This window comes from Citrobacter sp. wls708 (assembly GCF_005281255.1).
Lineage (GTDB): Bacteria > Pseudomonadota > Gammaproteobacteria > Enterobacterales > Enterobacteriaceae > Citrobacter > Citrobacter werkmanii.
This window is the reverse complement of sequence record NZ_SZXE01000016.1, coordinates 675803-701575: the sequence shown is the minus strand read 5'-3', so window position 1 is coordinate 701575 and position 25773 is coordinate 675803. Positions and strand designations below refer to the sequence as shown.

Sequence of the window (25773 nt, the reverse complement as noted above, 5' to 3'; positions counted from 1 at the left end):
CATCAAGGTGAATCATAGCGGGGGCATTGACGGTAGCGATGCGTTAATGGGCCCCAAAATCAAAGATAACGATTTGCAGAAAGCTGCCCAGCAATTCGAAGCCATCTTCTTACGCAACATGCTGAAAGAGATGCGTAAAACCAATGAGATCTTCGACTCAAAAGATAACCCGTTTAACAGCGACTCGGTACGCATGATGCAGGGATTTTATGACGATCAGCTGTGCAACAGTCTTGCCCAACAGCACGGCATTGGCATTGCGGAGATGATCGTCAAACAGCTCTCCCCTCATCACCAAGGATAAAGGTTGCGCGGCGGCTTAAGAACTGCGGTTTTTTCGCCGCTCTTAATCGGCAAGGTTGTTAATGACAGACCGGGTAACTGACCGGCGAGGACGCTTTGATGGATATGATTAACATTGGCTACAGCGGCGCATCGACTGCGCAGGTGGAGCTTAACGTAACGGCGCAGAACACCGCCAACGCGATGACTGACGGTTATACCCGGCAGGTTGCCATCACCAGTACCATTGGCGCGAGTTCCGGTTCAGCGAACAGTGCGGGTAACGGTGTGCAGGTTGACAGTATTCGCCGGGTCTCAAACCAGTATCAGGTTAACCAGGTCTGGTATGCCGCCAGCGATTATGGCTATTACAACACCCAGCAAGAGTATTTAACGCAGTTGGAAACCGTCCTCAGCGATGATAACAGCAGCCTAAGCGGGGGATTTGATAACTTTTTTGCCGCGCTAAACGAAGCCACCACCAGCCCGGATGATTCCGCCCTGCGTGAGCAGGTGATCAGCGAGTCCGGCGCGCTGGCGCTGCGCGTGGATAACACCCTCGATTACATCGACTCGCAAAGCAGTGAGATCGTCAGCCAGGAGCAGGCGATGGTGGCGCAGGTGAACACCCTGACTACCGGTATTGCCAGTTATAACCAGCAAATTGCTGAAGCTGAAGCCAACGGCGATAACGCTTCGGCGCTGTATGACGCCCGCGATCAGATGGTGGAAGAGTTGAGCGGCATTATGGACGTTCAGGTCAATATCGATGATGAAGGCAACTATAACGTCACGCTGCAAAACGGTCAGCCATTGGTCAGCGGGCAGGAGAGTTCCACCATCGAACTGGATACCAACGCCGATGGCACGCAGAGTATGTCGTTAACGTTTGCCGGAACCACCTCATCCATGAACACCGATACCGGCGGCTCGCTGGGCGCGCTGTTTGATTATCAGAATGAGGTGCTGACGCCGCTGACGGGAACGATTAACAGCATGGCGGAGCAATTTGCCGATGCGGTTAACACCCAACTGGCGCAGGGCTACGATTTGAACGGAAATCCCGGTGAACCGCTGTTTATTTATGATGAAAACTCATCGGATGGCCCGCTGGAGGTAAACCCTGATATCACCGCCGATGAACTGGCGTTTTCCAGCTCGCCGGACGAAAGCGGCAACAGCGATAACCTGCAGGCGCTGATCAACATCTCAACCGAACCGCTGGAAATTGAAGGACTCGGTAGCGTAACCGTGGGCGAAGCCTGTTCATCGATCATCAGCAATATTGGTATCTACAGCCAGCAAAACCAGACGGAAGCCGAAGCCGCAGCGAACGTGTACTCCGAGGCACAGAACCAGCAGAGCAGCGTGAGCGGCGTCAGCATGGATGAAGAAGCGGTCAACCTCATTACCTATCAGCAGATTTATGAGGCTAACCTGAAAGTCATCTCAACAGGCGCAGATATTTTCGACTCTGTGCTGGAAATGTGTAGCTAACCGGAAGGGGAATGAAAAATGCGAGTCACTGCCCAGCAGTCTTATGTGTCTATGACGCAGAGTTTTAACGACCTTTCCAGCGATCTTTCTCATGTCGTCACGCAGATGGCGACGGGGAAAAGCATTCTGTTACCGTCTGACGATCCGATTGCGGCGACCCGTATCACCCAGCTTAACCGCCAGCAATCGGCCCTCGACCAATATCAAACGAATATTGATTCCGCTTCGGCAGGGATGAGCCAGCAGGAATCTATTCTCGACGGCGTCAATAACGATCTGTTGGCGATTCGCGACGATCTGCTGGAAGCCGCGAACGGCACCAATACCGCCGGCTCGCTATCCAGTCTGGGGCAGGATATCCAGTCAATGACTGAAGCGATGGTGGCGGCGTTAAATTACCAGGATGAAGACGGGCACTATGTGTTTGGTGGGACGGTGAACGATCGGCCGCCGATTGTCGCGGTGGATGAGGACGGCGACGGCGTGACCGACAGCTATACCTACCAGGGGAATAGCGAGCATCGCCAGACCACGGTTTCCAATGGCGTCGAGGTTGACACCAATGTGGCCGTCAGCGACTTTTTCGGCGATAGCCTGGATGTGCTGAATAACTTAACGTCATTATCGAAAGAGCTACAGGATCCGTTGGTTGACCCTACCGATCCGCAGGTGCAAAGCGATATTCAGAATGCCATCGACACGGTAGACGTGGCCTCTGATGAGCTCAACGCCTCCATCGCCACCATTGGTGAAACGCAGAATACAATGACCATGCTCAGCGATGCTCAGACGGATATCTCAACGTCCAACGATCAGCTTATCAGCCAGTTGAGCGATCTGGATTACGGCCCAGCCTCCATTACCTTTACCGGACTGGAAATGGCGATGGAAGCCACCTTAAAAACCTACTCTAAAGTGAGTGAGTTGAACCTTTTCAGTGTGATTTAACAGCGAGCAGTAGCTCAGGAATAGTATGCAGGTCGGTTTAAATACAACGTCACTCTCCGGTAGCGGAGCGCTTAATCCTTCTGTGCAGCAGCATACCGTTGCGCAGAATGCCCCTGTCCGTCAAAAGTTACCCGCAACGGCGAGTGATTATCCGGCCTCACCGCTTATTACCACCCGGCCTCAGCGTTATAGCGTGCAGCTTAACGATCAGCTCACCACGCTGCAGCAGGCCGATCACTATCTGGGACAACTGGAACAGCATTTGCTGGATTATCGCCATGCCTCGCGCCGTGGCGGGCAGGCGCAGCAGCAAAAGGGCGCCGAACTTACCCAGTGGCTGGATAAAAGAACGGCGTTATCCGGCGGCGCGGTGGACAGGCAACTGCGTCCGGTTTTGCAGGGCGAGGCGCGAGTGACCTTTCACGCGCCTGAACTGGCGCAGATGCTGCAAAAAGATGCCATAAGCTCGCGCATGTTTAGTGTTTCCGATGGGCGGCAAACGCAGCACTCGGCGGTGGTGGTGGGAGAGGATATGGATCCAGGCCAGTACAAGATAATGATGAGCAACGCGCTGCGTCGCGTCGGCGTACAGGTGCACGATCGGCAGGGCACGTTAACGTTCTCCACCACGGAAAAGCAGTGGTCACAGATCCAGCAAACCCTGAGCGTACGCGATGTCGGTGCGAAGTCATCAGCGTTTACCCCGCTGAAAACATTTGCCGATCCCTCACGTTCAGAGGAGCTTCAACAGTATGTAGCACAGGGCGGAGCCCGAACTCAGGACGGATTACAGCAGGCGTTGGATATTATTGGCGATCAACGTGCGCAAATGGCTGCCCAGCAGGAGAAGGCCCGGCAGCTCATTGACGGTATGGCGCGTTTTCCACAGGCAGAAAGTGCGGTAAAAGCCTCTGAATCATTGGGTGGGGTTTTGGATCATGCTAATCACAATTATCAGGTATTAGCACAGGCGGTGAATGGACAAGCCCGACTTTCCAGCCAGACTGTCCGCAGTTTATTAAGTTAATTCTGCTGGCATGCTTTGGTTGAAAAGTTAAATACAGAGGGGTCTGTGATTAACAGACCTCCGACATCCCGAGTAAAAATCAAATTTTGCTGCGGAGTTATATGGAGCCACCATGTATGCAGGTTGTGCTCAGTGACAAATGCCCCGAAATTAGCCATACGAGAATCGTTTTGATCGGTTTTGGTGGTACTAAAGTGAAACTCACCCTGTTTATATGAGCCGGTATAATGATTAATACACAACGCTACTTTAAACGTAGAGGGCATTTTATTATTTTGCTCCAAAGGGACGAGAGTGATCGTGGTGCTTTTATCCAGAGAACTTGCGATAAGTTCATAATGTACGTTTTTGCCAGTAGTAAGGTCGTAATTGGCAATGACCGTATTTTCAATGCGGGCATGGGCCGTAAATGTGAAAAATAGCGTGAAAGCAGACAGGGCAGGGAAAAAGAAATTATTTGCATTTTGGCATTTCATTTAACATTTTCTCCACTTCTTTAATTAAAATACCATTCATTTCATTATCTTTATTTAGCCAGTTGTCAAAGCTTAGCGCTAACTGCCACTTATCATTGCATTGATTGCTAAGTACAATATCAAGGGCGAGTTTGTTCAGTGAGACCCGATAATACAAGGTCATCGAGGCGTTATGGCTTACCAACAGTGGATTGAGCTGCTCGATACCGGGAAGAATATGCGTTGAAACAAGCGATGATGATTTCTTATTCTCACCCGGGTCGTAAAGTTGATATACCGTAACATGGTTGGCATTTTCAAGCGTCTCTTTAACCAATTGCGGAGCTTCTTCCATTTTAGTGACAGACGGTGCTTTAAAATAAGAGATTAAAATAAACAACGACAGCGCGATAACGATAACGGGTAAGGTAATCAGAACGGCTCGATAAGGATGCCGCCTGATGGCCGTTTTTCTCTGGTTTCTTGACGATAGTTGACTGTTAAGTAAGGGTATTCCCCCATGATTTGTTGATGGAAGCATTTCATCAAGCGCAGGGGGCTCAACAATCTCGGTACGTTTCTCGACCTCATCAATGGTGCTGTCATCAGCCACAGTTTCATTAAGGTCAATAGTTTCAGTTAGGTAGTTCTTATTAAATAAATACCCTTTTTTAGGTATGGTTTTTATAATTTCTTGCTGTTTACCGTCATCATCGATCGCAACGCGCAGCGCATGAACGGCTGTCGGCAGGCTATTTCCACCGACGATGCGATTCTTCCATACTGCGCTCATTAAATATGACCGAGATAAAACGACATCGGCATTTTTAGCTAATGTCTCTAACAGAATAAAATGGTATTCGCCCAGGCGACGTATCTCGCCTGTTTCACAATGGATTAACGCATTAAGCGAGGAATCCATCCGCCAGTTGTTGACTACGATACTCATCGATTTGTATACCCGTGCAAGATTTTATATCCCTGGTGTCACACCGTTAAAAATCAGTGCATTAAAATTCTGGAGAAATTGAAATTTCTTTGTGCTGTGAAGCTGCAGCTGAATCGCTATTGAGTGTTTTTTATGCTGTCCAAAAAAGGATTTGAAATGTAGCGAAAGTGCCCGAGACTCACAATATAAAAGTAAAGGGTATTTGCAACTAAATGTAAAACATGGCTATAACCAGGCTTTTAAAAGTGATTTCATCTAGGGATAATCTTATTCTTATCAAAAAGTTAACCCGTATGGCGCGTAAGCAACCAAGCCGTTATTAGATATTTCTAATAATCTTTTAATTAAATCTTGATTGAGATCTTCCTTAGACGGTGGTTTTTGGGGGAGGTAGCACGCAAAGCTAAAATAGAGGTGGAAGCGTTTTTTATCTCGCTAATGATGTTGTGTAACGCGTCAAAAAAAATTTCTGCAGCGCTTTAAGTTTTCCAAACGGGTGGTCGTTTTTACAGAGTATCGAAACGAAAACGATTATTCCCAAGGAGCAGTACCATGTTATCGATTAATACCAATACCGCATCAATGTCAGCTGTTAATGCTATCAACAAAAGCAGCACTTCACTGTCTACCTCTATGGAACGTCTGGCGACAGGTAACCGTATTAACTCTTCTGCCGATGATGCTGCGGGCAAACAAATTGCCAGTCGTATGACCTCCCAGTCCGATGGTATGACCGTCGCGCTGCGTAACATCCAGGACGCAACGGCGATGCTGCAAACTGCAGACAGCATGTTTGACGAAATGACCGACGTGCTGGGTCGTATGAAAGATCTGTCCACGCAGGCTGCGAACGGAACCTACAGCACCGATGACCTGCAGGCGATGCAGGACGAATATGATGAACTCGGCAAGCAGATGTCCGATATGCTGGAAAACACCACTTACGGCGGTACTAACCTGTTTGGTAATGCAAGCAACAGCAATACCGGTACTTCTGGTCTGTTCACTGGTTCTGTTCAATTCCAGGTGGGAGCAGAAGCTTCCGATAAAATGACGGTGAACATTTCCGACCAGCTGGATAAAGTGGTTCAAGATCTGTCCGGTCTGAGCGCTACCTTTGATGACGACTGGAGTGCAAGTGGCGGCGTAGGGAGTGATACCGCAACCGGAACTGAATTGATGTCAACGGCTAGTGCGAACAGCAACATTACTGCGGTTCAGACTGCGATGGATGATGTTGCTACAATCCAGTCCAAACTGGGTGCATCTATCAACCGCCTGAACGACACCGCCGCCAACCTGACCAGCATGCAGGACAACACGGAAGTCGCCATCGGTAACATTATGGATACCGACTACGCGACGGAAGCCTCGAACATGACCCAGCAACAGGTGTTGATGCAAACCGGTATCACCATGCTGAAACAGTCCAACAGCATGTCCAGCATGGTTTCCAGCCTGCTACAGTAATTTCGTTAAGTGGTGAAATGACGCTATTCACAACACCGCCGACTGGCGGTGTTGTGCTTTCCGCCGCAAAGAATATGTCTGAAATCCTTCCTTAATGGAGGAAAATCGGTTTCCGTTGTTCTGGTAATGCATTGAATTTAAATAACAAATATATTGGCACGAATTTTGCTAATGGCATGAATAACATTGCACGAGGTCACTCATTATGAGCTATACGAGTCCCATCCAAAAATTAGCCCAAAAATTTGCCTATGCTGATATTGCCACGCAGGCAGCAAACCTACAGAACGAGCAGGCTGATCTGGACGCCGAGAGTAATGGCCTGGACTCGCTTAGTACCGCGCTCACAGACTTTCAGACGGCAATTGATGCACTGAACAGCGATACCGACGGTCCGCTGACGTTTTCTGCCACCTCGAATAATGAGGCGAATACGGTGTCAGCAAACTCACAGGCGCAGCCAGGGACCTATTCATTTTATGTCACTAAACTGGCGCAGGCGCAGCAGACGACCTTTAGCATGGGCGATGACACGTTTAGCGCATCCGGTACGTTTGAGCTAACGATGGATGATGGCACGACCATGGATATCGATCTCGCGGCTGCCGATGAGGATGGCGACAGCTTTATTGATGCCAGCGAACTGGTTGATGCGATTAATAACTCGGATGACAACCCTGGCGTGTCGGCGGCACTGGTTAAAACCGATGGGACAACCACCATCATGCTGACTTCCGATACCACGGGAGCGCAAAGCAAATTCTCAGTAAGCGTAACGGGAAATACCTCTTTCTCTGATCAGATTACAGGCAGCAAAAATAACGTCACAGAGGCGCAGGACGCAGAAATTCATCTGGGGAGTCAAACGGGTCCTGCAATCACCAGCAGTAGCAACACTTTTGACGATGTGATCCCCGGCGTAACGATGACGTTTTCCGAGGTCAGCGATCCTGATGACCCTTCCGATCTGACGACCTTTACGGTTGCGGAAGACTCTGGCGGCTCACAGGAAAAGGTACAGACCTTTGTCGATGCTTATAACACGCTGATCGACACCATTGACTCTCTCACCAGCTACGGCGATGACGACACCGCGGCCGGGGTTTTTGCCGGTGATGCCGGGATGAATTCGCTGGCAAACCAAATGGATGATATCGCTCACGCTTCATACGGCGGCGTATCGATTGTCGACTATGGCATCACGCTGGATTCCGACGGCCACTTACAAATCGACTCCACCCAGTTCAGCGAAGAAATGGAAGAAAATCCGGACGGTTTGACCTCTATTTTTGTTGGGGAAGACAGCATGGTCGCGCAAATGGACGACCTGATGGACAGCTATCTGGATTCCAGTAACGGCATCATTGCCATGCGCCAGGAAAACATTGACGACCAGCAGAGCAAAATCCAGGACGAAAGCGATCAACTGACTGAAACCTATAACACCAACTACGAGCGCTATGTGGAAGAGTACACCAATACGCTGGTTGAGGTGTACACCATGAAAGTGAGTATGGCCGCGTTTATGTAACCGGCCGATTTAAGTGAAGGATTAAGAACCAATATGTACGACACACAGGATGGTTATGCGCAATACAAAGAGATGGATCTTGCTGCGCGTACGGCAGCAGCATCGCCGTTAGAGCTGGTGCTGGTGCTGTTTTCGGGACTGATGGACGAACTGGAACGCGCGAAAAGCCACATTGAGAACAAACGCTACGAGCGTAAAGCGCAAAGCATCAATAAATGCATCGATATTCTCAACGCCTTAACCAGCTCGCTGGAGTTTGAAACCGGCGGTGAGCTGGTGGTGAATCTCTCCCGGCTGTATGACCACTGCGTCTACCGCCTGTATGAAGCCAGCGGCGAATTGTCGTTAGAAAAAATTGATGAAGTGATCCTCATCCTGACGAATCTGCGTACAGGCTGGGAAGGTCTGTCAGCAAAACTTGGATAAGGCGATGGAAAGAGAGCGTCAGCAACAGCAGCTTTATGCCCTGGTGGCGGCGATGAACGATGCCCTGGATCAAAAACGGTGGCGTCGATTACCAGGTCTGCATCAGCAGGTGATGCGTGACTTTCATGCCTATGCTGCCTGGGAAACTGACGCCGAGGCGCTACGGGAAGTGAAAAGCAGACTGCTGGTCGCGTTTGAGACATTAATTGCGCGGCGAACGCAGCGTGCGGAAGAACTCAAAACGCGGATGGAGAAACATCAGCAAAACCAGGAAGGAATGTTGGCGTATTCAATGGTTAATTTAATTTCGGAGAAGGCATGAATCCTGTATTACTGGCCTCGGTCAGTGCGTCGGCAGAGGCCACACCGGAAAAGGCGACGATTTCGGCGCCGTCAACCCCTGAGGGCGGCAGCGCATTTTCTTTATCCCAGTCGGGGCTGAACGCCGCGGCTGAGCGGTTGATTGGCGCAAAACTGAGTCATCAGCAGACATCGGCGGCTGCGCATAAACAAGACGACGCGAATCCGGCAGCCATGCAGGCATTGCTGGCTATGCTATTGGCGCAACCGACTCAGGCAGCCCCGGCCGATGTACAAAAGCAGCCTGATGGCGACATGTTGAGAATGCTGGCGCAGGTGCAAACCACCCATTCGGGGTCATCATTGCTGCGCCAACTGGCGAGCGCCATGGCCCAGCCGGAAAAAACATCCACGCCATCGGCTGATCAGCACACAACCGACTTATCGTCACTGCCGCCTAAGCTGCAAACGTTACTGGCGTCACTCAGCGAGGATTTGCCGCCAGCAACCCCGGATCAACAGGCTAAGCTGGCGACGTTTTCCGCCCAGGATCTGCGAGCGATTGCGCCGGAGCCTGCGTCACTCTCGACCTCCCAACAAATTTCTGCTCGGGTGAAATCAACCCAGAACCCCAGTCCTCGCCCGGTGGTGGAGAGAAAAACCGCTGGCGTGACGGTCAATCCTGCGCTCTCTACGCAGAATTTGCTCAATACCGCGGCGCAGGGAAATCAGCCAGTGAATCCACTGACCGAGCATAACATCGTGTCGACGCCAGTTTCCGCACCAGTGACGATGTCCACGGAGGAACTCGGGGAGAAACTCACTGCGCTGCTTAAAGACAGAATTCAGTTCCAGATAGGTCAGCAACAGCAAATTTCGACCATTCGTCTTGATCCTCCGTCGCTGGGCAAGCTTGAAATTGCCGTGCAACTGGATGCTGGGAAGCTGATGGTACACATCGGCGCAAATCAGAGCGATGTCTGCCGCTCATTGCAGCAGTTTAGCGAAAACCTACGTCAGCACCTGACGGCGCAGAACTTCATGGAAGTCAATGTTCAGGTCTCTTCCGAGGGGCAATCGCAGCAGCAAAAACAGCAGTCAGGTCATCAACAGGATGAGGTGGCGTCAGCATTAGTGCTCAATGATGAACCTCAATTTCAACGGAATGAATCCGTTCTGATCAAAGTGTAAAAGCAAAATGAAGAAAATCGTTATCGCGTGTGTGATCAGTTCCGTCGTCGCTTTGGGTATTGCGGGGGGGGCCGGATGGGGCATTTATCATGCTATGAATAAGGGAACCACGGCTGCGGCAGCGACTCCCGCTCACGAAGCGGAAGATAGCCAGGATGAGTCCAACAATATTTTTGTCTCCCTGCCAGAAACGGTGGTTACGCTGCATGATGATGAAGGCGGCGATCGCTATATGGTCGCTGAGCTGGTGATGGTTGTTGATTCAGAGAAAGACGCTGAAAAAATTAAGCAGGACGAACCGCTTTATCAAAGTATTACCGTAGATGAGCTTTCGAATATGAAGTATGAAGATATTCGGGCGCTGAAGATCTCCGAAATCAGAAAGAAAATATTTGAAAATCTGAAAGTTGAATTAGCGAAACGCAAAATGGCGACACCTTATAAGGAGATATTGGTGAAAAAAGTCGTTTTCCAATAAGCGACAAGCCAGGAAATAACATGATACAGGATGCTTACGAGTCAGAAGACTTTAATGCGACGCCCATGCTTACGCCAAAGCAAGAGAGCCATTATTTACAGGCTTATCTGCCGTTGGTGCGCAAAGTGGTGCGTCAACTTGCGCCGCAATGTACCTGCGTTATGGACAGGCAGGATATGGAACAAACGGCGTTGATGGGATTGCTGAATGCGATTCGACGCTACGGTCAACCAGACGAAGGTTTTGCCGGTTATGCCGTTCACCGCATACGCGGCGCAATTCTGGATGAGCTGCGCAGCCTCGACTGGCGGCCTCGCCAGCTACGCCAAAAATACCATCAGATTAAAGATTTGATTCGTGATGCGCGCACACAGCTTGGGCATGAACCCTCATGGGAGGAGTTGTCCCGACGGGGATTATCGTCTGAGGATTATCAGGAATACCAACAGCTGGAAGGTGCGGAAACGCTGGCCAGCCTGGATGAATTACTGAATGGCGATATGCCGATAGCACCGCTCGAAGGGCGGGGGCTGGAAGAGCAATTCGTCACGCAGGAAATGTTGAGTTACGCCCTGAGCCAACTCAGCGAAAAAGAGGGCCTCGTGCTCTCAATGTATTACCAACACGATATGAATTTAAAAGAGATCGCGCTGGTATTAGGGCTGACCGAAGCCCGAATCTGTCAAATGAATAAAAAAATCACGCACAAGATTCGTGATTGTTTATATCCAGACTAACAATTCCGAATCAACATGCGGAGGACATAATGCAAAAGATTTTTGGCTTATTAGTGGTTTTGGGCTGCGTATTTGGCGGCTACTTTGAGGCTGGTGGGCAGTTAATTGCTATTTGGCAGCCAGCAGAAATTATTATTATCGTCGGTGCCGGCCTGGGGGCGATGATTATTGGGAACCCGGTACATGTGCTGAAAGAGATCGCCCATCAGATCAAAGGGGTGATCAGTAAAAAGAAAATGGGACCGGAATTTCAGCGTCAGCTACTGATGTGCCTGTATGAGCTGCTGGAAATGGTGCAGAACGGTGGTCTGCGTATGCTGGATCAGCATATCGAACAGCCGGAAGAAAGTACCATTTTCCAGAAATACCCGCTGGTGCTGACTCAGAAGCGACTGGTGACATTTATCGCCGATAACTTCCGTCTGATGGCGATGGGTAAAATCGATGCCCATGAACTGGAAGGGATCCTCGATCAGGAACTGGATACCGCTGAAGAGTCTTTGTTAACCCCTTCGCGCTCTTTGCAGCGTACCGCCGAGGCGATGCCTGGATTTGGTATTTGTGCTGCGGTATTGGGCATTATCATCACCATGCAGTCTATCGATGGCTCCATTGCGCTTATCGGTCTGAAAGTGGCGGCGGCGTTGGTGGGGACATTCTTAGGGGTATTCATCTGTTATTGCCTGATGGACCCGCTGGCAAACGCCATGGAACAGCAGGCGCGGGCAGAGCATTCGCTGCTCGAATGCGTACGTACCGTACTGGTGGCGCAAGCGGGCGGTAAACCGACGCTACTGGCGGTCGATGCTGGCCGTAAACTTCTGCATCTGGCCTCTAAACCCACTTTCGCCAATCTGGATGCGTGGGTTAATGCGATGCTGGAGCAGGAATAAGCATGAGGAAGGGGCCAAATCGTCGCGATCGCGGCGCGAAAACCACCATTATCCGCCGACAAATTAAAAAGAACCATGCAGGTCATCATGGCGGGGCGTGGAAGGTCGCCTTTGCCGACTTTACGCTGGCGATGATGGCGCTGTTTATGACGCTGTGGATTGTGAACAGCGTCAGCAAGGCTGACCGCGAAAATATCGTGGCGGCGCTGCATGGCCAGTCAATCTTTAACGGTGGCGGTATGGCGCCGTTAAACAAGCTGGGCAAACTGCCGATAGCGCCAGGCGCGCAGAAGAAAAACGTCACGCGCAACAAGCTTGATAAAACCGAGAATCCACAGGAGACGGCGAGGATCACGGAAGAGAACGCTAAAAAGGCGCTGGATGTGAATGAGAAAACGGCGTTACTGAAACAAAAATCAGCCCAGGAGTTAGGCGAGCTGGCGACCGACATTAACGTCATTGCCCGCAAGGCGCATATGGAGACCAACCTTGAGATGGAGATTGTTCCTCAGGGGTTGCGCGTACTGATTAAAGATGATCAGAACCGTAATATGTTCGAACGCGGTAGCGCCAAAATTATGCCGTTCTTTAAATCGCTGCTGGTTGAGCTGGCCCCCGTGTTTGACTCGCTGGACAATAAGATCATCATCACCGGGCATACGGACGCGATGAGCTATAAGAGTAACATTTACAACAACTGGAACCTGTCAGGCGACCGCGCATTGTCTGCTCGACGCGTACTGGAAGATGCCGGAATGCCGCAGAATAAAGTTATGCAGGTCAGCGCAATGGCCGACCAAATGCTGCTGGATGCGAAAAATCCGGAAAGCGCCGGCAACCGTCGCATTGAGATCATGGTATTAACGCAAAGCGCTTCCGATACGCTGTATCAATATTTTGGCCAACACGGCGAGAAGGTCGTACAACCGCTGATTGATAAGCTGGACAAACAAAAGCAGGTGACTTCTTTACGTCAACATTCTGCTCCCGTCACTCATTAATTTGATTCCCGGTCCTCCACGCAACGTGGGGGGCAAATTATCCCGCAGGAAGGCAATGTGATAGATGTAACCCATATTATTCCATTGGATATTCATACTGATAACGTCACGGATGTGGCCTGTCAGGGCGCGCATTTCGACCAGATTTCAGGGATCTGGTATACCGAACCTCATGAGCTAAACGAGGCGCTTCGTGACTATGTCTACAACACCGACAGTTTTAACATCGTCGCGCCGTACTATCTGGTAATTACCTCGAAGATGCGCTGCTGGAACTGCCACCAGCTCACTCATATTCACGGAGTGATGTTTACCCGGTTTATTAGAAAAGATCATGATGGCCAAGGCTGGCAATCTATTCGACGGAATACCTTTCTGTTCCATATTAATTCTCTGCCTGAAGAGATAAAAAAGAACATTAAGGCCAGCAATTACTATCTGGATAAAAGTAAAACCACCGGGCTACGTTACTGGATGAATCATTGTGAAATTTGTGGAGAGCGTCTGGGCGACTACGAGCTTTTCTGCGTGGAAAATGACGCCTTTCGCCTGATGACGATCGAAAAATTGCTGCGGGCAAAGATTCGCAAAGTGAATAAGCTTTTTGTCAGTACGGCGGGTAATCCCGCAGAACATAAGACCACGGACATCGTACGTTACCTGTGCGATGCGCGCTTTGTCATGAATGGTCCAGCGTAAGGCATAATCAGACTTCTCACACCATAAAAATACTGTATACTTAAACAGTGTTGTGGGAGGCGAGTCATGCGCAAAATCATACATGTTGATATGGACTGTTTTTTCGCGGCGGTGGAAATGCGTGATAATCCAGCCCTGCGCGACATTCCCATTGCTATCGGCGGCAGTCGTGAACGCCGGGGCGTTATCAGCACTGCCAATTACCCGGCGCGTAAATTTGGCGTACGTAGCGCAATGCCGACCGGAATGGCGTTAAAACTGTGCCCGCATCTCACGTTATTGCCTGGTCGATACGAGGCTTATAAAGAAGCCTCCCGCCAGATTCAGGCGATCTTCTCCCGTTATACCTCGCTGATCGAACCTCTTTCGCTGGACGAAGCCTATCTGGATGTGACCGACAGTGCTCACTGTCACGGTTCCGCCACGCTGATAGCGCAGGAGATCCGCCAGACGATTTTCAACGAGTTACAGTTAACCGCCTCCGCCGGGATTGCACCGGTTAAGTTTCTGGCAAAAATAGCCTCCGATCTCAATAAGCCCAACGGGCAATATGTCATTACCCCCGCTGATGTTCCCGAATTTCTCAGAACGTTGCCGTTAGGGAAAATACCCGGCGTAGGCAAAGTTTCTGCCGCTAAGCTGGAAGCGATGGGATTGCGTACCTGCGAGGATGTTCAAAAATACGACCTGGCCATGTTGCTCAAACGTTTTGGTAAGTTTGGTCGCGTGTTGTGGGAACGCAGCCAGGGCATTGATGAGCGGGATGTCAACAACGACAGACTGCGCAAATCTGTCGGCGTTGAGCGTACGCTGGCAGAAGATATTCATGAATGGGCTGAATGTGAGGAAATTATTGAGCGGCTATATCCCGAACTGGAACGACGTCTGGCAAAGGTAAAACCGGATCTGTTGATCGCCCGGCAGGGAATTAAACTCAAGTTTAATGATTTTCAGCAAACCACGCAGGAGCACGTCTGGCCGCGCTTAAGCAAAGATGACTTAATTGCAACAGCGCGCAAAACCTGGGATGAACGTCGGGGCGGGCGGGGCGTAAGGTTGGTGGGATTACACGTCACGCTGCTTGATCCACAGCTGGAAAGGCAACTGCTGCTGGGAATTTGACTCTGATGTATTGCCGGATGGCGGCGTAACCGCCTTATCCGGCCTACAAATCAGCGCGTAGGCCGGATAAGCGCAGCGCTATCCGGCTTTATTACAGAGACTTATTTCGCTGGAATCGACTTCAGCAGCTCGGTTAGCAGCGTCCAGTAGTGGCCGACGCTTTCAATATGAACCTGCTCATCCGGGGAGTGCGGACCGGTGATAGTTGGCCCGATGGAAACCATGTCCATATCCGGATACGGTTTCTTGAACAGTCCACATTCCAGACCGGCGTGGATAATCTGGATGTTCGGCGTTTTGTTGAACAGACGCTGATAGGTTTCGCGAACCAGGTGCATAACCGGAGAGTTAGCATCCGGCTGCCAGCCAGGATACGCACCTTTGGCTTCGGTTTTGGCACCGGCGAGCTTGCCCAGTGAATCCAGCATGCTTACCACGTAGTCTTTACCGCTGTCGATCAGCGAGCGAACCAGGCAGTGGATCTGTACATTATCGTCAGTCATGGTCACGACACCGACGTTCAGGGAGGTTTCCACCACGCCTTTCGCCACGTCGGAATTGCGGATCACGCCGTTCGGGGTGGCGTTCAGCAGACGAACAAAGCTATCGCGAGACGGCGTGGTCAGGGCGGCTTTATCGTTGGCGACAGCATCCAGAAGCAGAGCCAGATTCTTCTCTTTGGCTTCCAGTTCGTTTTTCAGGATGTCCTGGTAAGTGTTAACCAGTGCTTTTAGCGCATCAACTTTATCTGCGGCCACGGCGAGGGTCGCAAAGGCTTCACGCGGGATCGCGTTACGCAGCGTACCGCCGTTGAAATCGACCAGACGCAGATCCAGCTCTTCAGCGTGACCCGCCAGGAAGCGTACCAGCAGCTTGTTAGCGTTACCGAGACCAACGTGGATTTCGCCGCCGGAGTGACCGCCTTTCAGACCTTTTAAGGTCAGCTTAAAGCTCTGGAAACCAGCCGGAACCGCCTCACGGGACAGCGGCAGGTTTGAGGTAAAGTCGATACCCCCTGCGCAGCCCATGTAGATCTCACCTTCTTCTTCAGAGTCGGTGTTGATCAGGATATCTGCCTGCAGCCAGTTTGCCTGCAAACCGAACGCGCCATCCATACCCGCTTCTTCGGTCATGGTCAGCAACACTTCCAGCGGACCGTGTACCACATTGTCATCCGCCAGTACGGCCAGCGCGGACGCCATACCGATACCGTTATCCGCGCCCAGCGTGGTGCCACGGGCTTTCACCCATTCGCCATCAATATAAGGCTGGATAGGATCTTTGGTGAAGTCGTGCACGGTGTCGTTGTTTTTCTGCGGAACCATATCCAGGTGCGCCTGCAGAACGACCGGTTTGCGGTTTTCCATGCCTGCAGTGGCAGGTTTGCGAATCAGGATATTACCGACCTGGTCGCGCTCGACGTGAAAACCTTTCTCCTGGGCCCAGCTCAGAATGTGTTCAGCGAGCTGCTCTTCATGGTAGGACGGGTGAGGAATAGAACAGATTTTGGCAAAAATATCCCACAGCGGTTGCGGGGATAACTGAGACAGTTCAGACACGTTGAGTCTCCTTGGCGGTGTCCTACAAAACTTGCTTGCAGTCCACGGGGTTAGCTGAATTAAAAACACCACAAGTCAGGCTTGCGCGATGCGATTGAGAATACCACTTTCTCCGCCGACGGCTAGCATAAAGCATGCAAAAAGAGGCGCGGATTCCGCGAAACACTGGTTTTTAGTGCGTCAGATCTCTATAATCTCGCGCAACCTGATTCACCCTCAATTATTAATTAGCCGTAGATACACAGGCTGGGACACTTCACATGAGCGAAAAATACGTCGTCACCTGGGACATGTTGCAGATCCATGCACGTAAACTGGCAAGCCGCTTGATGCCTTCTGAACAATGGAAAGGCATTATTGCCGTTAGCCGTGGTGGTCTGGTGCCGGGCGCATTGCTGGCGCGTGAATTGGGTATTCGTCATGTCGATACCGTATGCATCTCCAGCTACGATCACGACAACCAGCGCGAGCTGAAAGTGCTTAAGCGTGCTGAAGGCGACGGTGAAGGTTTTATCGTCATCGACGACCTGGTTGACACCGGCGGCACCGCGGTTGCGATCCGCGAAATGTATCCTAAAGCGCATTTCGTCACTATTTTCGCTAAGCCGGCAGGTCGTCCGCTGGTAAATGATTATATTGTTGATATCCCTCAGGATACCTGGATTGAGCAGCCGTGGGATATGGGCGTAGTGTTTGTCCCGCCGATCTCTGGTCGCTAATCAACAGCGCTTTCAACGCCTGGCTTTGCCGGGCGTTGTTCTTTATTAATCCCCATCAGGTTACACTATGCCTTAATGAGTATTCATGGAGGCTGCAAGAATGTCACAAGCTAACCTCAGCGAAGTCCTGTTCAAACCCCGCTTCAAACACCCTGAAACGTCTACGCTGGTTCGTCGTTTTAATCACGGCGCGCAGCCGTCCGTACAATCTGCCCTGGATGGCAAAACAATCCCGCACTGGTATCGCATGGTGAATCGTCTGATGTGGATCTGGCGCGGCATCGATCCGCGTGAAATCCTCGAAGTACAGGCGCGTATCGTGATGAGTGAAGCCGAACGTACGGATAAAGAGCTCTACGATACGGTCATTGGCTATCGTGGCGGGAACTGGATCTATGAGTGGGCAAAGCAGGCGATGGAATGGCAACAGAAAGCGTCTATGGAGGAGGATCCGCAGTTGAGCGGACGCCACTGGCTGCATGCCTCTACGCTGTACAACATTGCCGCTTATCCGCACCTGAAAGGCGATGAGCTGGCAGAGCAGGCGCAGGCTCTGGCTAATCGCGCCTATGAAGAAGCCGCTCAACGGCTGCCGGGCACGCTGCGTGAGATGGAATTTGCGGTCGCTGGCGGCGCGCCGATAACCGGCTTCCTGCATATGCCAAAAGGCGATGGTCCGTTCCCGACGGTACTGATGTGCGGCGGTCTCGATTCCATGCAAACGGACTACTACACGCTGTATGAGCGCTACTTTGCTCCGCGCGGTATTGCCATGTTGACGCTGGATATGCCGTCGGTCGGATTCTCATCAAAATGGAAACTGACTCAGGATTCCAGCCTGCTGCATCAGCATGTATTAAAGGCGCTGCCTAATGTCCCGTGGGTGGATCACACCCGCGTGGCGGCCTTCGGTTTCCGTTTTGGCGCTAACGTAGCGGTACGCCTGGCGTATCTGGAGTCGTCACGGCTGAAGGCGGTGGCCTGCCTGGGACCGGTTGTGCATGCGCTGCTGAGTGACCCGCAGCGTCAGGCAAGCGTCCCGGAAATGTATCTTGACGTTCTGGCCAGCCGCCTGGGGATGCACGACGCTTCCGATGAAGCGCTGCGCGTTGAGCTTAATCGCTATTCATTAAAAGTGCAGGGACTGCTCGGTCGACGCTGCCCGACGCCAATGCTGTCTGGGTTCTGGAAAAATGACCCGTTTAGCCCGGAAGAGGAGTCGCGTTTAATCACCTCGTCATCTTCTGACGGTAAGCTGCTGGAGATTCCATTCAATCCGGTGTATCGCAATTTTGACAAAGGACTGCAAGAAATAACCAAGTGGATCAATCAGAGATTGTGTTAAAAGTTTGCTAAATTTTATCGATTTGGTAAAACAGGAGCTTCACCTAAGGAGATCGTAATGACGTTACCGAGTGGGCATCCGAAAAGTAGATTGATCAAGAAATTCACCGCGCTTGGCCCGTACATCCGGGAAGGACAGTGCGAAGATAATCGCTTTTTTTTCGATTGTTTGGCTGTTTGCGTCAACGTGAAACCCGCCCCTGAGAAACGCGAGTTCTGGGGCTGGTGGATGGAGCTTGAGGCGCAGGAAAAACGCTTTACCTACAGCTATCAGTTTGGTTTGTTTGATAAAGATGGCAACTGGACGGCGGTGCCGGTGAAAGAGACTGAAGTGCTAGAGCGACTGGAATACACCTTACGTGAGTTTCATGAAAAATTACGTGGGTTGTTAACGTCGCTGGATTTGGCGCTGGAGCCTGCTGACGATTTTAAAGATGAGCCGGTTAAATTAACCGCATAATGAACAGTAAAATGCCGGATGGCGGCGCAACCCCATCCGGCATTTTTTATCCTAAATCAGAACTGATAAACCATACCGACGGCAACGATATCATCATCGTTGATGCCCAGTTTATTGTCGCTATCCAGCTGGTTGATTTTATAATCGACAAACGCGGACATATTTTTGTTGAAATAATACGTGGCGCCAACGTCGATATAATTCACCAGATCCTCATTGCCGACGCCTTCAATATCTTTACCTTTTGACAGCACATAACCCAGTGACGGACGCAGACCAAAGTCAAATTGGTACTGAACAACCGCTTCGAAGTTCTGCGTTTTATTGGCGAAGCCGCCGGAAATCGGCGTCATATTGCGCGTTTCAGAATAGAACGTCGCAATATAGATATCGTTAGCATCATATTTTAAACCCGTTGCCCAGGCTTCTGCTTTATCGCCCGTACCGCGAGTTTGCAGATTCTGCTGATTGGTACGATCGGAGTTGGTATAAGCGCCGCTTACGGCGAAATCGCTACCGCCAAAGTCATAGGTAACGGATGTACCAAAACCATCGCCGTTCTGTTTTTTCACATCGCGGTCCTGGTTTTTACCCTGATATTGCAGGGTGAGATCCAGGCCATCCACGACGCCGAAGAAATCGGTGTTACGGTAAGTCGCCAGGCCGCTGGCGCGTTTGGTCATAAAGTTATCGGTCTGTGCAGAAGAATCGCCACCGAACTCCGGGAACATATCAGTCCACGCTTCTACATCGTACAGCGCACCCAGGTTACGACCATAATCAAACGAGCCAAGATTTTTTAATTTCAGACCGGCAAAGGCCAGACGTGTTTTTTGCTGGTTGGAATCACTTTCAGCTTTATTGCCTGCGAACTCTGCTTCCCAGCGACCATAACCCGTCAGTTCATCATTAATTTGCGTTTCGCCCTTAAAGCCTAAACGGATATAGCTTTGGTCGCCGTCCTTGCTGTCATAATCCGTCATGTAATGCATGGCTTTAACTTTGCCATACAGATCCAGTTTATTACCGTTCTTGTTATACACTTCAGCTGCCTGTACGGATGCCGACGCCACAATCCCCATCACCACTAATGCCAGAGTGCTCTTTTTCATTTTCATTCCTGATTAAAAGTACGCGCTAATATTCACTGGGTGTGATCCCCGTTAAAAGACAGGAAGGTTTTTAACGTCTGGCAATGAACGTTTTATGACAAAGTAAGAATATTTTTAAAAAAGAGTGTTTTTATGTTTCTGTAATAAATGCATCAAAATCTGCCGCTACGCTTGCTGATCCTGCGCAATAAAATTTCATGCTTTGTGCGCTGGCTGTTGGCAACCGGGGCCAGTCCTGCTAAAACGTTCGTTTGATATCATTTTCCCCAATTTTGAATGGCAGAGAATCATGAGTGACAGCCAGACGCTGGTGGTAAAACTTGGCACCAGTGTGTTAACGGGCGGATCGCGCCGCCTGAACCGCGCCCATATCGTAGAACTGGTTCGCCAGTGCGCGCAGCTTCATGCCGCAGGGCATCGTATTGTTATCGTTACCTCAGGCGCGATCGCCGCCGGGCGTGAGCATCTTGGTTACCCTGAGCTTCCGGCGACGATAGCCTCGAAACAGCTGTTGGCGGCGGTAGGGCAGAGCCGATTGATTCAACTGTGGGAACAGCTGTTCTCTATTTACGGTATCCATATCGGGCAGATGCTGCTGACGCGTGCGGATATGGAAGACCGTGAGCGCTTCCTCAATGCCCGCGATACGTTACGCGCGCTGCTGGACAACAACATCGTTCCTGTCATCAATGAGAATGACGCGGTGGCGACCGCCGAAATTAAAGTCGGCGATAATGACAATCTCTCGGCGCTGGCGGCAATTCTGGCCGGAGCCGATAAGCTACTGTTGCTGACCGATCAGCAAGGACTTTTCACCGCCGATCCGCGCACCAATCCGCAGGCGGAGCTGATCAAAGACGTTCACGGTATTGACGATGCGTTGCGCGCCATTGCCGGCGACAGCGTTTCTGGCCTGGGAACGGGTGGTATGGGCACGAAATTGCAGGCCGCTGATGTCGCGTGCCGCGCAGGGATTGACACCATCATTGCCGCAGGCAGCAAGCCAGGCGTGATTGGCGATGTGATGGAAGGCGTTTCCGTTGGAACGCGTTTTCATGCTCAGGCCTCTCCACTGGAAAACCGTAAACGCTGGATTTTCGGCGCGCCGCCTGCCGGGGAAATTACCGTCGATGAGGGCGCGACCGCAGCGATTCTGGAACGTGGCAGTTCATTACTGCCAAAAGGCATTAAAAGCGTGACAGGCAACTTTTCTCGTGGTGAAGTGATTCGTATCTGCAATCTCGAAGGGCGCGATATCGCCCACGGCGTGACCCGCTATAACAGCGACGCGCTCCGCCGTATTGCCGGACACCACTCACAGCAGATTGACACCATCCTCGGCTATGAATACGGCCCGGTTGCTGTCCATCGCGACGACATGATTACCCGTTAAGGAACAGGCATATGCTGGAACAAATGGGCATTGCTGCCAAAGCTGCGTCATACAAGCTGGCGCTGCTCTCCAGCCGCGAAAAAAATCGCGTGCTGGAAAAAATAGCCGATGAGCTGGAAGCGCAAAGGGAAAGTATCCTTAGCGCTAACAAGCAGGATGTAGAACAGGCGCGTGAAAATGGTCTGAGCGAAGCAATGCTCGACCGCCTGGCATTGACCCCTGCGCGTCTGAAAGCGATTGCTGACGACGTGCGTCAGGTGTGTAATCTTGCTGACCCTGTCGGGCAGGTGATTGACGGGGGCCTGCTGGATAGCGGACTGCGTCTTGAGCGTCGTCGCGTCCCGTTGGGCGTGATTGGCGTGATTTATGAAGCGCGTCCTAACGTTACCGTTGATGTTGCCTCCCTGTGCCTGAAAACCGGTAATGCGGCGATCCTGCGCGGCGGGAAAGAGACTTACCGGACTAACGCTGCGACCGTGGCGGTGATCCAAAAGGCGCTGGAAGCCTGCGGTTTACCCGCAGCAGCGGTGCAGTCAATCGACAATCCGGATCGCGCGCTGGTCGCTGAAATGCTGCGTATGGATAAGTACATCGATATGCTGATCCCGCGCGGTGGCGCGGGCCTGCACAAGCTGTGCCGCGAGCAGTCGACTATCCCGGTCATCACCGGCGGCATTGGCGTGTGTCATATTTATGTGGATGATTCTGCTGAAATCGCGCCTGCGCTGAAGATTATCGTCAATGCCAAAACCCAGCGTCCGAGCACCTGCAATACCGTGGAGACCTTGCTGGTGCATCAGGATATCGCTGAGCGTTTCCTGCCTGCGTTAAGCGACAAGATGGCGGAAAGCGGTGTTACGCTGCATGGCGACGAAATCGTGATGCAGGTACTGCATGGCCCGGCCAAACTGGTGCCGCTGAAACCGGAAGAGCTGGATAACGAGTTTCTGTCTTTGGATCTGAACGTTGTGGTGGTCGAAAATATGGATGGCGCTATCGCGCACATTCGCGAACACGGTACCCAACACTCCGACGCTATCCTGACGCGCACGCTCAGCAACGCCAACCGTTTCGTGAATGAAGTTGATTCTTCTGCCGTATACGTGAATGCTTCCACCCGTTTTACCGATGGCGCCCAGTTTGGACTGGGGGCTGAAGTGGCGGTGAGTACGCAAAAACTGCACGCGCGTGGCCCAATGGGACTGGAAGCACTGACCACATACAAGTGGATTGGCTTCGGAGATGATACCATTCGCGCGTAATTGAAACCGGGTGATGCAAAACAGGCGTTTGATTCGCAAGGCCAGTAATGCATCGCCCGGTTTGTTTTAACCTTCTTCGCCATACCCGCGTTCGTTTTAGCTCTGCGTTTTTAATCATCCGCAGCAGACTATATTTATTCATATTCTCGTTTGTGCCAGAAAGTAAGCCAGCACAGAATTTTCCCTGTCTGGAATGAATTTTCCTGGTCTGCGGTTCACGTATTGTTCCCCACGCTTGTTCTATTAGAATCAGTCTCATTTTTATGAGGAGTTGTTGCGTGAAATCGGATATTCACAAACTTAGTATTCCTGTTGTGCCGCTCGGCAATCCGTTCCCACCCCGCCATTGTTCGCTGTGTCCAAAGGGAGCTGCTATTGATCGTGATAATGAGTACAAGTTAATAGACAAAAGAAGGAAGTTTAAAGCCGGTGAGATTCTCGCTCGGCAGGATGAAGCCGCAGAGATGCTTTTTGTGATTCATGAGGGGTATTGCAAGTCCAGCGTGGAATGTGGCGATAACGTTTTTATCAGCCGCTTTTATGTTCCAGGGGATATCATGGCGCTGGATGCTGTCGAAGGGAGAACGTATCTGACCACCATCAGGGCTGCAACGACTGCGGAAGTATGCCATATCGACATCGCGCGGTTGTTCAAGGTCGCAGAGAAGGATCCTTCAGTTGCCGCAGCAGTCATCAAGTTTCTGTGCAGAGATAATGGGTTCATTGTTGAGAAATTGCGGCGTTATGCGAATAAACACGCGGAGGCCAGAATCGCCGCTTTCCTGGTGGAGTTTTACGAGATGCATTTGCGTATTGGCAGACCGGAAACGACGCTTCGATTGCCTTTTTCCCGGGAAGAAATTGCCAGTTATCTCGATCTTAAAATTGAAACCGTCAGCCGTTCATTAAAATCACTCGAACAACAAGATTTGATTACCTTACATCGTGTACGTACGGTAACACTTAATAGTTATCTCGGTTTGAAAAGCTTCATCTAATTCTCGCTTTTATGAATATGATTTTTTTCTTGCAATACCAGGAATATTCTTTTTATATGGAAAATTCCTGGTTTTATTTGTGTGAAATAATTATCAATTCGAGTATTAATCCTCCAGATTTTTGCTTTGTTTATAAGAATATTCCCCTTCAAACGAAAGTTTCATGAGAATTTTCTTGTGAAGATGAAAATTTATCAAAGTTGTAACAAATAGTCAGCATTTTAGAAAAGATATAAATATTTTAATTATCTTTATGTTTTGTAAGGATTTTATTAGGGTTTTATTTGTATGACCTTTTTGATATTTATCAAAAACATAAAAAAGATGAATTGTTTGGTTCGACTTATTTGTGTGGTTAATAATTCTGAAATGCGGCTTATTTTGAGTAAATATATCTTGGGAAAGTTCCTGGAAGACTATTTGTGTAAGAAAATTCTTAGTCTTTTGTAATTTCTGCGTTTCAGGGTTTGTTGAGATGTTACTTAATTCAAATGATAATTTTTTTGCGCGGCAATTCTGGCTCGCAATTAATGGAACCGCTGGAGTGACTTAATAATAAGACTCGGTGGTGAGTTTGTTCTTAGGAGAAGATAAAAATGAAAAAACTATTATTAGTAACCTCTCTGGCTTCTGTATTTGTTGCGGCAAATGCAATGGCAGATGTTACTGCTTCTGCAACTGCCTCGTGGGATGCGACGGCAACAAAAGATACCACCAGCATGTTGGTTGTCACCCCGCTAAACTCTTTGACTTTCCAGTATGCTGAAGGACTGAATGCCTTCAACTCTCAGGACGGTGCTTTTGATGTGACTATTCAGGGCCAGGAGACGGCAACTGATTTTGAGCTGACTGCGCAGATCATTAGCAACACTCTGACCAACGCCAGTGGTGATGCATCTACCCTGAACGTAGGAGTGGCATGGAATGGCACCGCGCTGACTAAGTCTTCAGATACTGTCCTGGTCAACTCCAGTTCGACTTCTGGTCTTGAAAGCCTGATGGCTGATGGCGCTTATAACGGTGCTGCTCGTGTCAGCGATCAATCCAACTTCAAATTCACCATCACGTCAGCGACTTCTGATGGTACCCAGGCAGTAACGGATTACTCTGCCCTGCCAGACGGCTATTGGACTGGTGATGTAAAAGTACAGTTCAATGCAACCTGGACGACTACCTAAGTAATAAAAAATTCGGGAGAATTTTATCTCCCGAATTTATCAGGAATGGTGTCATGAAAAAATATTTACCGACAGCGATGTTGGTAGGGTTAGTAGTATCTTTTCCCGGATGGGCAATTAATGTTGGTGAAATTACATCGATAATGACTTCTGCTGAGAGTTCATTATCGAAAGAAATTACCAATACGACTGATGCGGCGCGTTATGTCAGTGTTTCGGTAAAACAATTGTCATCACCTTTAGCTGGCGGAGTCGAAATAAAGCCTGTTAATTCCGGAGAGTTACTTTCTACACCTGCCAACCTTATTCTTCCTGGTCAGGCGAAGGATGTATTTCGCTTTTTCTATAAAGGACCAGCAGATGATGTTGAGCGTTATTATCGTCTGCAATGGATTGATGAACCGGTTACCGAGAGCGCGGAAACCCGGGCCAATAAAATGGCGGTTGCAACAGCGTCGGCTGAAATTGGAACTATTTTGGTGGTTGCGCCGAGAAAGGAGCGTTTTGAATATAACCGAAATGGCGATGTTATTACCAATACTGGCAATGTTTCGTTTCGAGTGATCGCCTATGGCACGTGTAAAGAGAAGGCCCGCGATCGAGGACGAGGCTGTCGCGAACGTTATTACATTATGCCAGGTACGAAAATAAAATTACAGTTTACCGATATTAATAATAGCCGTTCACGGATCGGTATCTGGCACGGTAAGCAGTTTATTACAGTGAAGTGATGGTCGATTGC

Annotated in this window: 27 protein-coding genes; 23 read left to right on the top strand and 4 right to left on the bottom strand. The window is 50.3% G+C overall.

The window, feature by feature from the left end:
• Nucleotide 1 precedes the first annotated feature (1 nt).
• From FDW97_RS13000 to FDW97_RS12985, 4 genes are all read left to right on the top strand, one after another.
• Nucleotides 2-304 carry a rod-binding protein gene (locus tag FDW97_RS13000; protein ID WP_110498852.1) on the top strand — a complete coding sequence of 101 codons (303 nt, stop codon included), beginning with the start codon at nt 2-4 and terminating at the stop codon, nt 302-304.
• Nucleotides 305-402: 98 nt separating this feature from the next.
• Nucleotides 403-1779 carry a flagellar hook-associated protein FlgK gene (flgK, locus tag FDW97_RS12995; RefSeq protein WP_087856482.1) on the top strand — a complete coding sequence of 459 codons (1377 nt, stop codon included), beginning with the start codon at nt 403-405 and terminating at the stop codon, nt 1777-1779.
• Nucleotides 1780-1797: 18 nt separating this feature from the next.
• Nucleotides 1798-2727: a flagellar hook-associated protein FlgL gene (flgL, locus tag FDW97_RS12990; RefSeq protein ID WP_085047730.1), complete on the top strand. Its 930-nt coding sequence runs from the start codon at nt 1798-1800 to the stop codon at nt 2725-2727.
• Nucleotides 2728-2752: 25 nt separating this feature from the next.
• A complete protein-coding gene (locus FDW97_RS12985) occupies nt 2753-3754 on the top strand; it encodes a flagellar hook-associated protein (protein ID WP_085047729.1) in 1002 nt (333 codons plus the stop codon).
• Here FDW97_RS12985 and FDW97_RS12980 read toward each other — a convergent pair.
• Complete coding sequence (locus FDW97_RS12980) at nt 3751-4230, bottom strand: hypothetical protein (RefSeq protein WP_137351133.1); 480 nt, start codon at nt 4228-4230, stop codon at nt 3751-3753. The genes FDW97_RS12985 and FDW97_RS12980 overlap by 4 nt on opposite strands.
• Nucleotides 4208-5158, bottom strand: a complete 951-nt coding sequence (locus tag FDW97_RS12975) for a transcriptional regulator (RefSeq protein ID WP_137351132.1) — start codon at nt 5156-5158, stop codon at nt 4208-4210. Before FDW97_RS12975 ends, FDW97_RS12980 begins: the two co-directional genes overlap by 23 nt.
• Nucleotides 5159-5710: 552 nt before the next feature.
• On the opposite strand from FDW97_RS12975, the gene lafA reads away from it, so the two are divergent.
• The 11 genes from lafA (at nt 5711) to dinB (ending at nt 15006) form a co-directional block, all read left to right on the top strand.
• Nucleotides 5711-6628 (top strand): lateral flagellin LafA, encoded by a 918-nt coding sequence (lafA, locus tag FDW97_RS12970; RefSeq protein ID WP_085047726.1) that lies wholly within the window; start codon nt 5711-5713, stop codon nt 6626-6628.
• A 205-nt stretch (nt 6629-6833) separates the two neighbouring features.
• Entirely contained in the window at nt 6834-8159 is a 1326-nt protein-coding gene (gene fliD / locus FDW97_RS12965) for a flagellar filament capping protein FliD (RefSeq protein WP_085047725.1), read from the top strand.
• Between the two features lie 33 nt (nt 8160-8192).
• Nucleotides 8193-8585: a flagellar export chaperone FliS gene (fliS, locus tag FDW97_RS12960; protein WP_085047724.1), complete on the top strand. Its 393-nt coding sequence runs from the start codon at nt 8193-8195 to the stop codon at nt 8583-8585.
• A 4-nt stretch (nt 8586-8589) separates the two neighbouring features.
• Nucleotides 8590-8907, top strand: coding sequence for a flagellar protein FliT (locus tag FDW97_RS12955; RefSeq protein WP_087856476.1), 318 nt, complete (start codon nt 8590-8592; stop codon nt 8905-8907).
• On the top strand, nt 8904-10076 hold the full coding sequence (locus tag FDW97_RS12950) for a flagellar hook-length control protein FliK (protein ID WP_085047722.1): 1173 nt from the start codon (nt 8904-8906) through the stop codon (nt 10074-10076). Before FDW97_RS12955 ends, FDW97_RS12950 begins: the two co-directional genes overlap by 4 nt.
• Before the next feature lie 7 nt (nt 10077-10083).
• Nucleotides 10084-10554 (top strand): flagellar basal body-associated protein FliL, encoded by a 471-nt coding sequence (gene fliL / locus FDW97_RS12945; RefSeq protein ID WP_038637667.1) that lies wholly within the window; start codon nt 10084-10086, stop codon nt 10552-10554.
• 20 nt (nt 10555-10574) lie between these two features.
• Nucleotides 10575-11291, top strand: coding sequence for a FliA/WhiG family RNA polymerase sigma factor (locus tag FDW97_RS12940; RefSeq protein ID WP_038637670.1), 717 nt, complete (start codon nt 10575-10577; stop codon nt 11289-11291).
• Between the two features lie 29 nt (nt 11292-11320).
• On the top strand, nt 11321-12184 hold the full coding sequence (gene motA / locus FDW97_RS12935) for a flagellar motor stator protein MotA (RefSeq protein ID WP_006685923.1): 864 nt from the start codon (nt 11321-11323) through the stop codon (nt 12182-12184).
• Between the two features lie 2 nt (nt 12185-12186).
• The gene (lafU, locus tag FDW97_RS12930) at nt 12187-13185 is read left to right on the top strand and encodes a putative lateral flagellar export/assembly protein LafU (RefSeq protein WP_121528631.1); all 999 of its coding nucleotides are present in this window, start codon (nt 12187-12189) and stop codon (nt 13183-13185) included.
• 57 nt (nt 13186-13242) lie between these two features.
• Nucleotides 13243-13884 carry a DNA primase gene (locus FDW97_RS12925; protein ID WP_087856474.1) on the top strand — a complete coding sequence of 214 codons (642 nt, stop codon included), beginning with the start codon at nt 13243-13245 and terminating at the stop codon, nt 13882-13884.
• 66 nt (nt 13885-13950) lie between these two features.
• Nucleotides 13951-15006: a DNA polymerase IV gene (gene dinB / locus FDW97_RS12920; RefSeq protein WP_038637679.1), complete on the top strand. Its 1056-nt coding sequence runs from the start codon at nt 13951-13953 to the stop codon at nt 15004-15006.
• A gap of 101 nt (nt 15007-15107) precedes the next feature.
• Here the strand turns inward: dinB and pepD are convergent, their stop codons facing one another.
• Nucleotides 15108-16565: a cytosol nonspecific dipeptidase gene (gene pepD, locus FDW97_RS12915; RefSeq protein ID WP_087856472.1), complete on the bottom strand. Its 1458-nt coding sequence runs from the start codon at nt 16563-16565 to the stop codon at nt 15108-15110.
• 260 nt (nt 16566-16825) lie between these two features.
• On the opposite strand from pepD, the gene gpt reads away from it, so the two are divergent.
• From gpt to crl, 3 genes are all read left to right on the top strand, one after another.
• Nucleotides 16826-17284, top strand: a complete 459-nt coding sequence (gene gpt / locus FDW97_RS12910) for a xanthine phosphoribosyltransferase (RefSeq protein WP_038637683.1) — start codon at nt 16826-16828, stop codon at nt 17282-17284.
• Nucleotides 17285-17384: 100 nt separating this feature from the next.
• Nucleotides 17385-18629 (top strand): esterase FrsA, encoded by a 1245-nt coding sequence (gene frsA, locus FDW97_RS12905; protein ID WP_038637686.1) that lies wholly within the window; start codon nt 17385-17387, stop codon nt 18627-18629.
• Between the two features lie 57 nt (nt 18630-18686).
• On the top strand, nt 18687-19088 hold the full coding sequence (gene crl, locus FDW97_RS12900) for a sigma factor-binding protein Crl (protein ID WP_137351131.1): 402 nt from the start codon (nt 18687-18689) through the stop codon (nt 19086-19088).
• Between the two features lie 56 nt (nt 19089-19144).
• Here crl and phoE read toward each other — a convergent pair whose 3' ends face one another.
• A complete protein-coding gene (gene phoE / locus FDW97_RS12895) occupies nt 19145-20200 on the bottom strand; it encodes a phosphoporin PhoE (protein WP_042310379.1) in 1056 nt (351 codons plus the stop codon).
• Between the two features lie 289 nt (nt 20201-20489).
• Between phoE and proB the strand changes: the two genes are divergently transcribed.
• From proB to FDW97_RS12870, 5 genes are all read left to right on the top strand, one after another.
• A complete protein-coding gene (gene proB, locus FDW97_RS12890) occupies nt 20490-21593 on the top strand; it encodes a glutamate 5-kinase (protein ID WP_003031373.1) in 1104 nt (367 codons plus the stop codon).
• Between the two features lie 11 nt (nt 21594-21604).
• Nucleotides 21605-22855: a glutamate-5-semialdehyde dehydrogenase gene (gene proA, locus FDW97_RS12885; RefSeq protein ID WP_085047718.1), complete on the top strand. Its 1251-nt coding sequence runs from the start codon at nt 21605-21607 to the stop codon at nt 22853-22855.
• Between the two features lie 278 nt (nt 22856-23133).
• A complete protein-coding gene (locus tag FDW97_RS12880; RefSeq protein ID WP_137351130.1) occupies nt 23134-23853 on the top strand; it encodes a Crp/Fnr family transcriptional regulator in 720 nt (239 codons plus the stop codon).
• A 596-nt stretch (nt 23854-24449) separates the two neighbouring features.
• The gene (locus FDW97_RS12875) at nt 24450-25031 is read left to right on the top strand and encodes a common pilus major fimbrillin subunit EcpA (protein ID WP_038637704.1); all 582 of its coding nucleotides are present in this window, start codon (nt 24450-24452) and stop codon (nt 25029-25031) included.
• A 53-nt stretch (nt 25032-25084) separates the two neighbouring features.
• Nucleotides 25085-25762 carry a hypothetical protein gene (locus tag FDW97_RS12870; RefSeq protein ID WP_038637707.1) on the top strand — a complete coding sequence of 226 codons (678 nt, stop codon included), beginning with the start codon at nt 25085-25087 and terminating at the stop codon, nt 25760-25762.
• Nucleotides 25763-25773 lie beyond the last annotated feature (11 nt).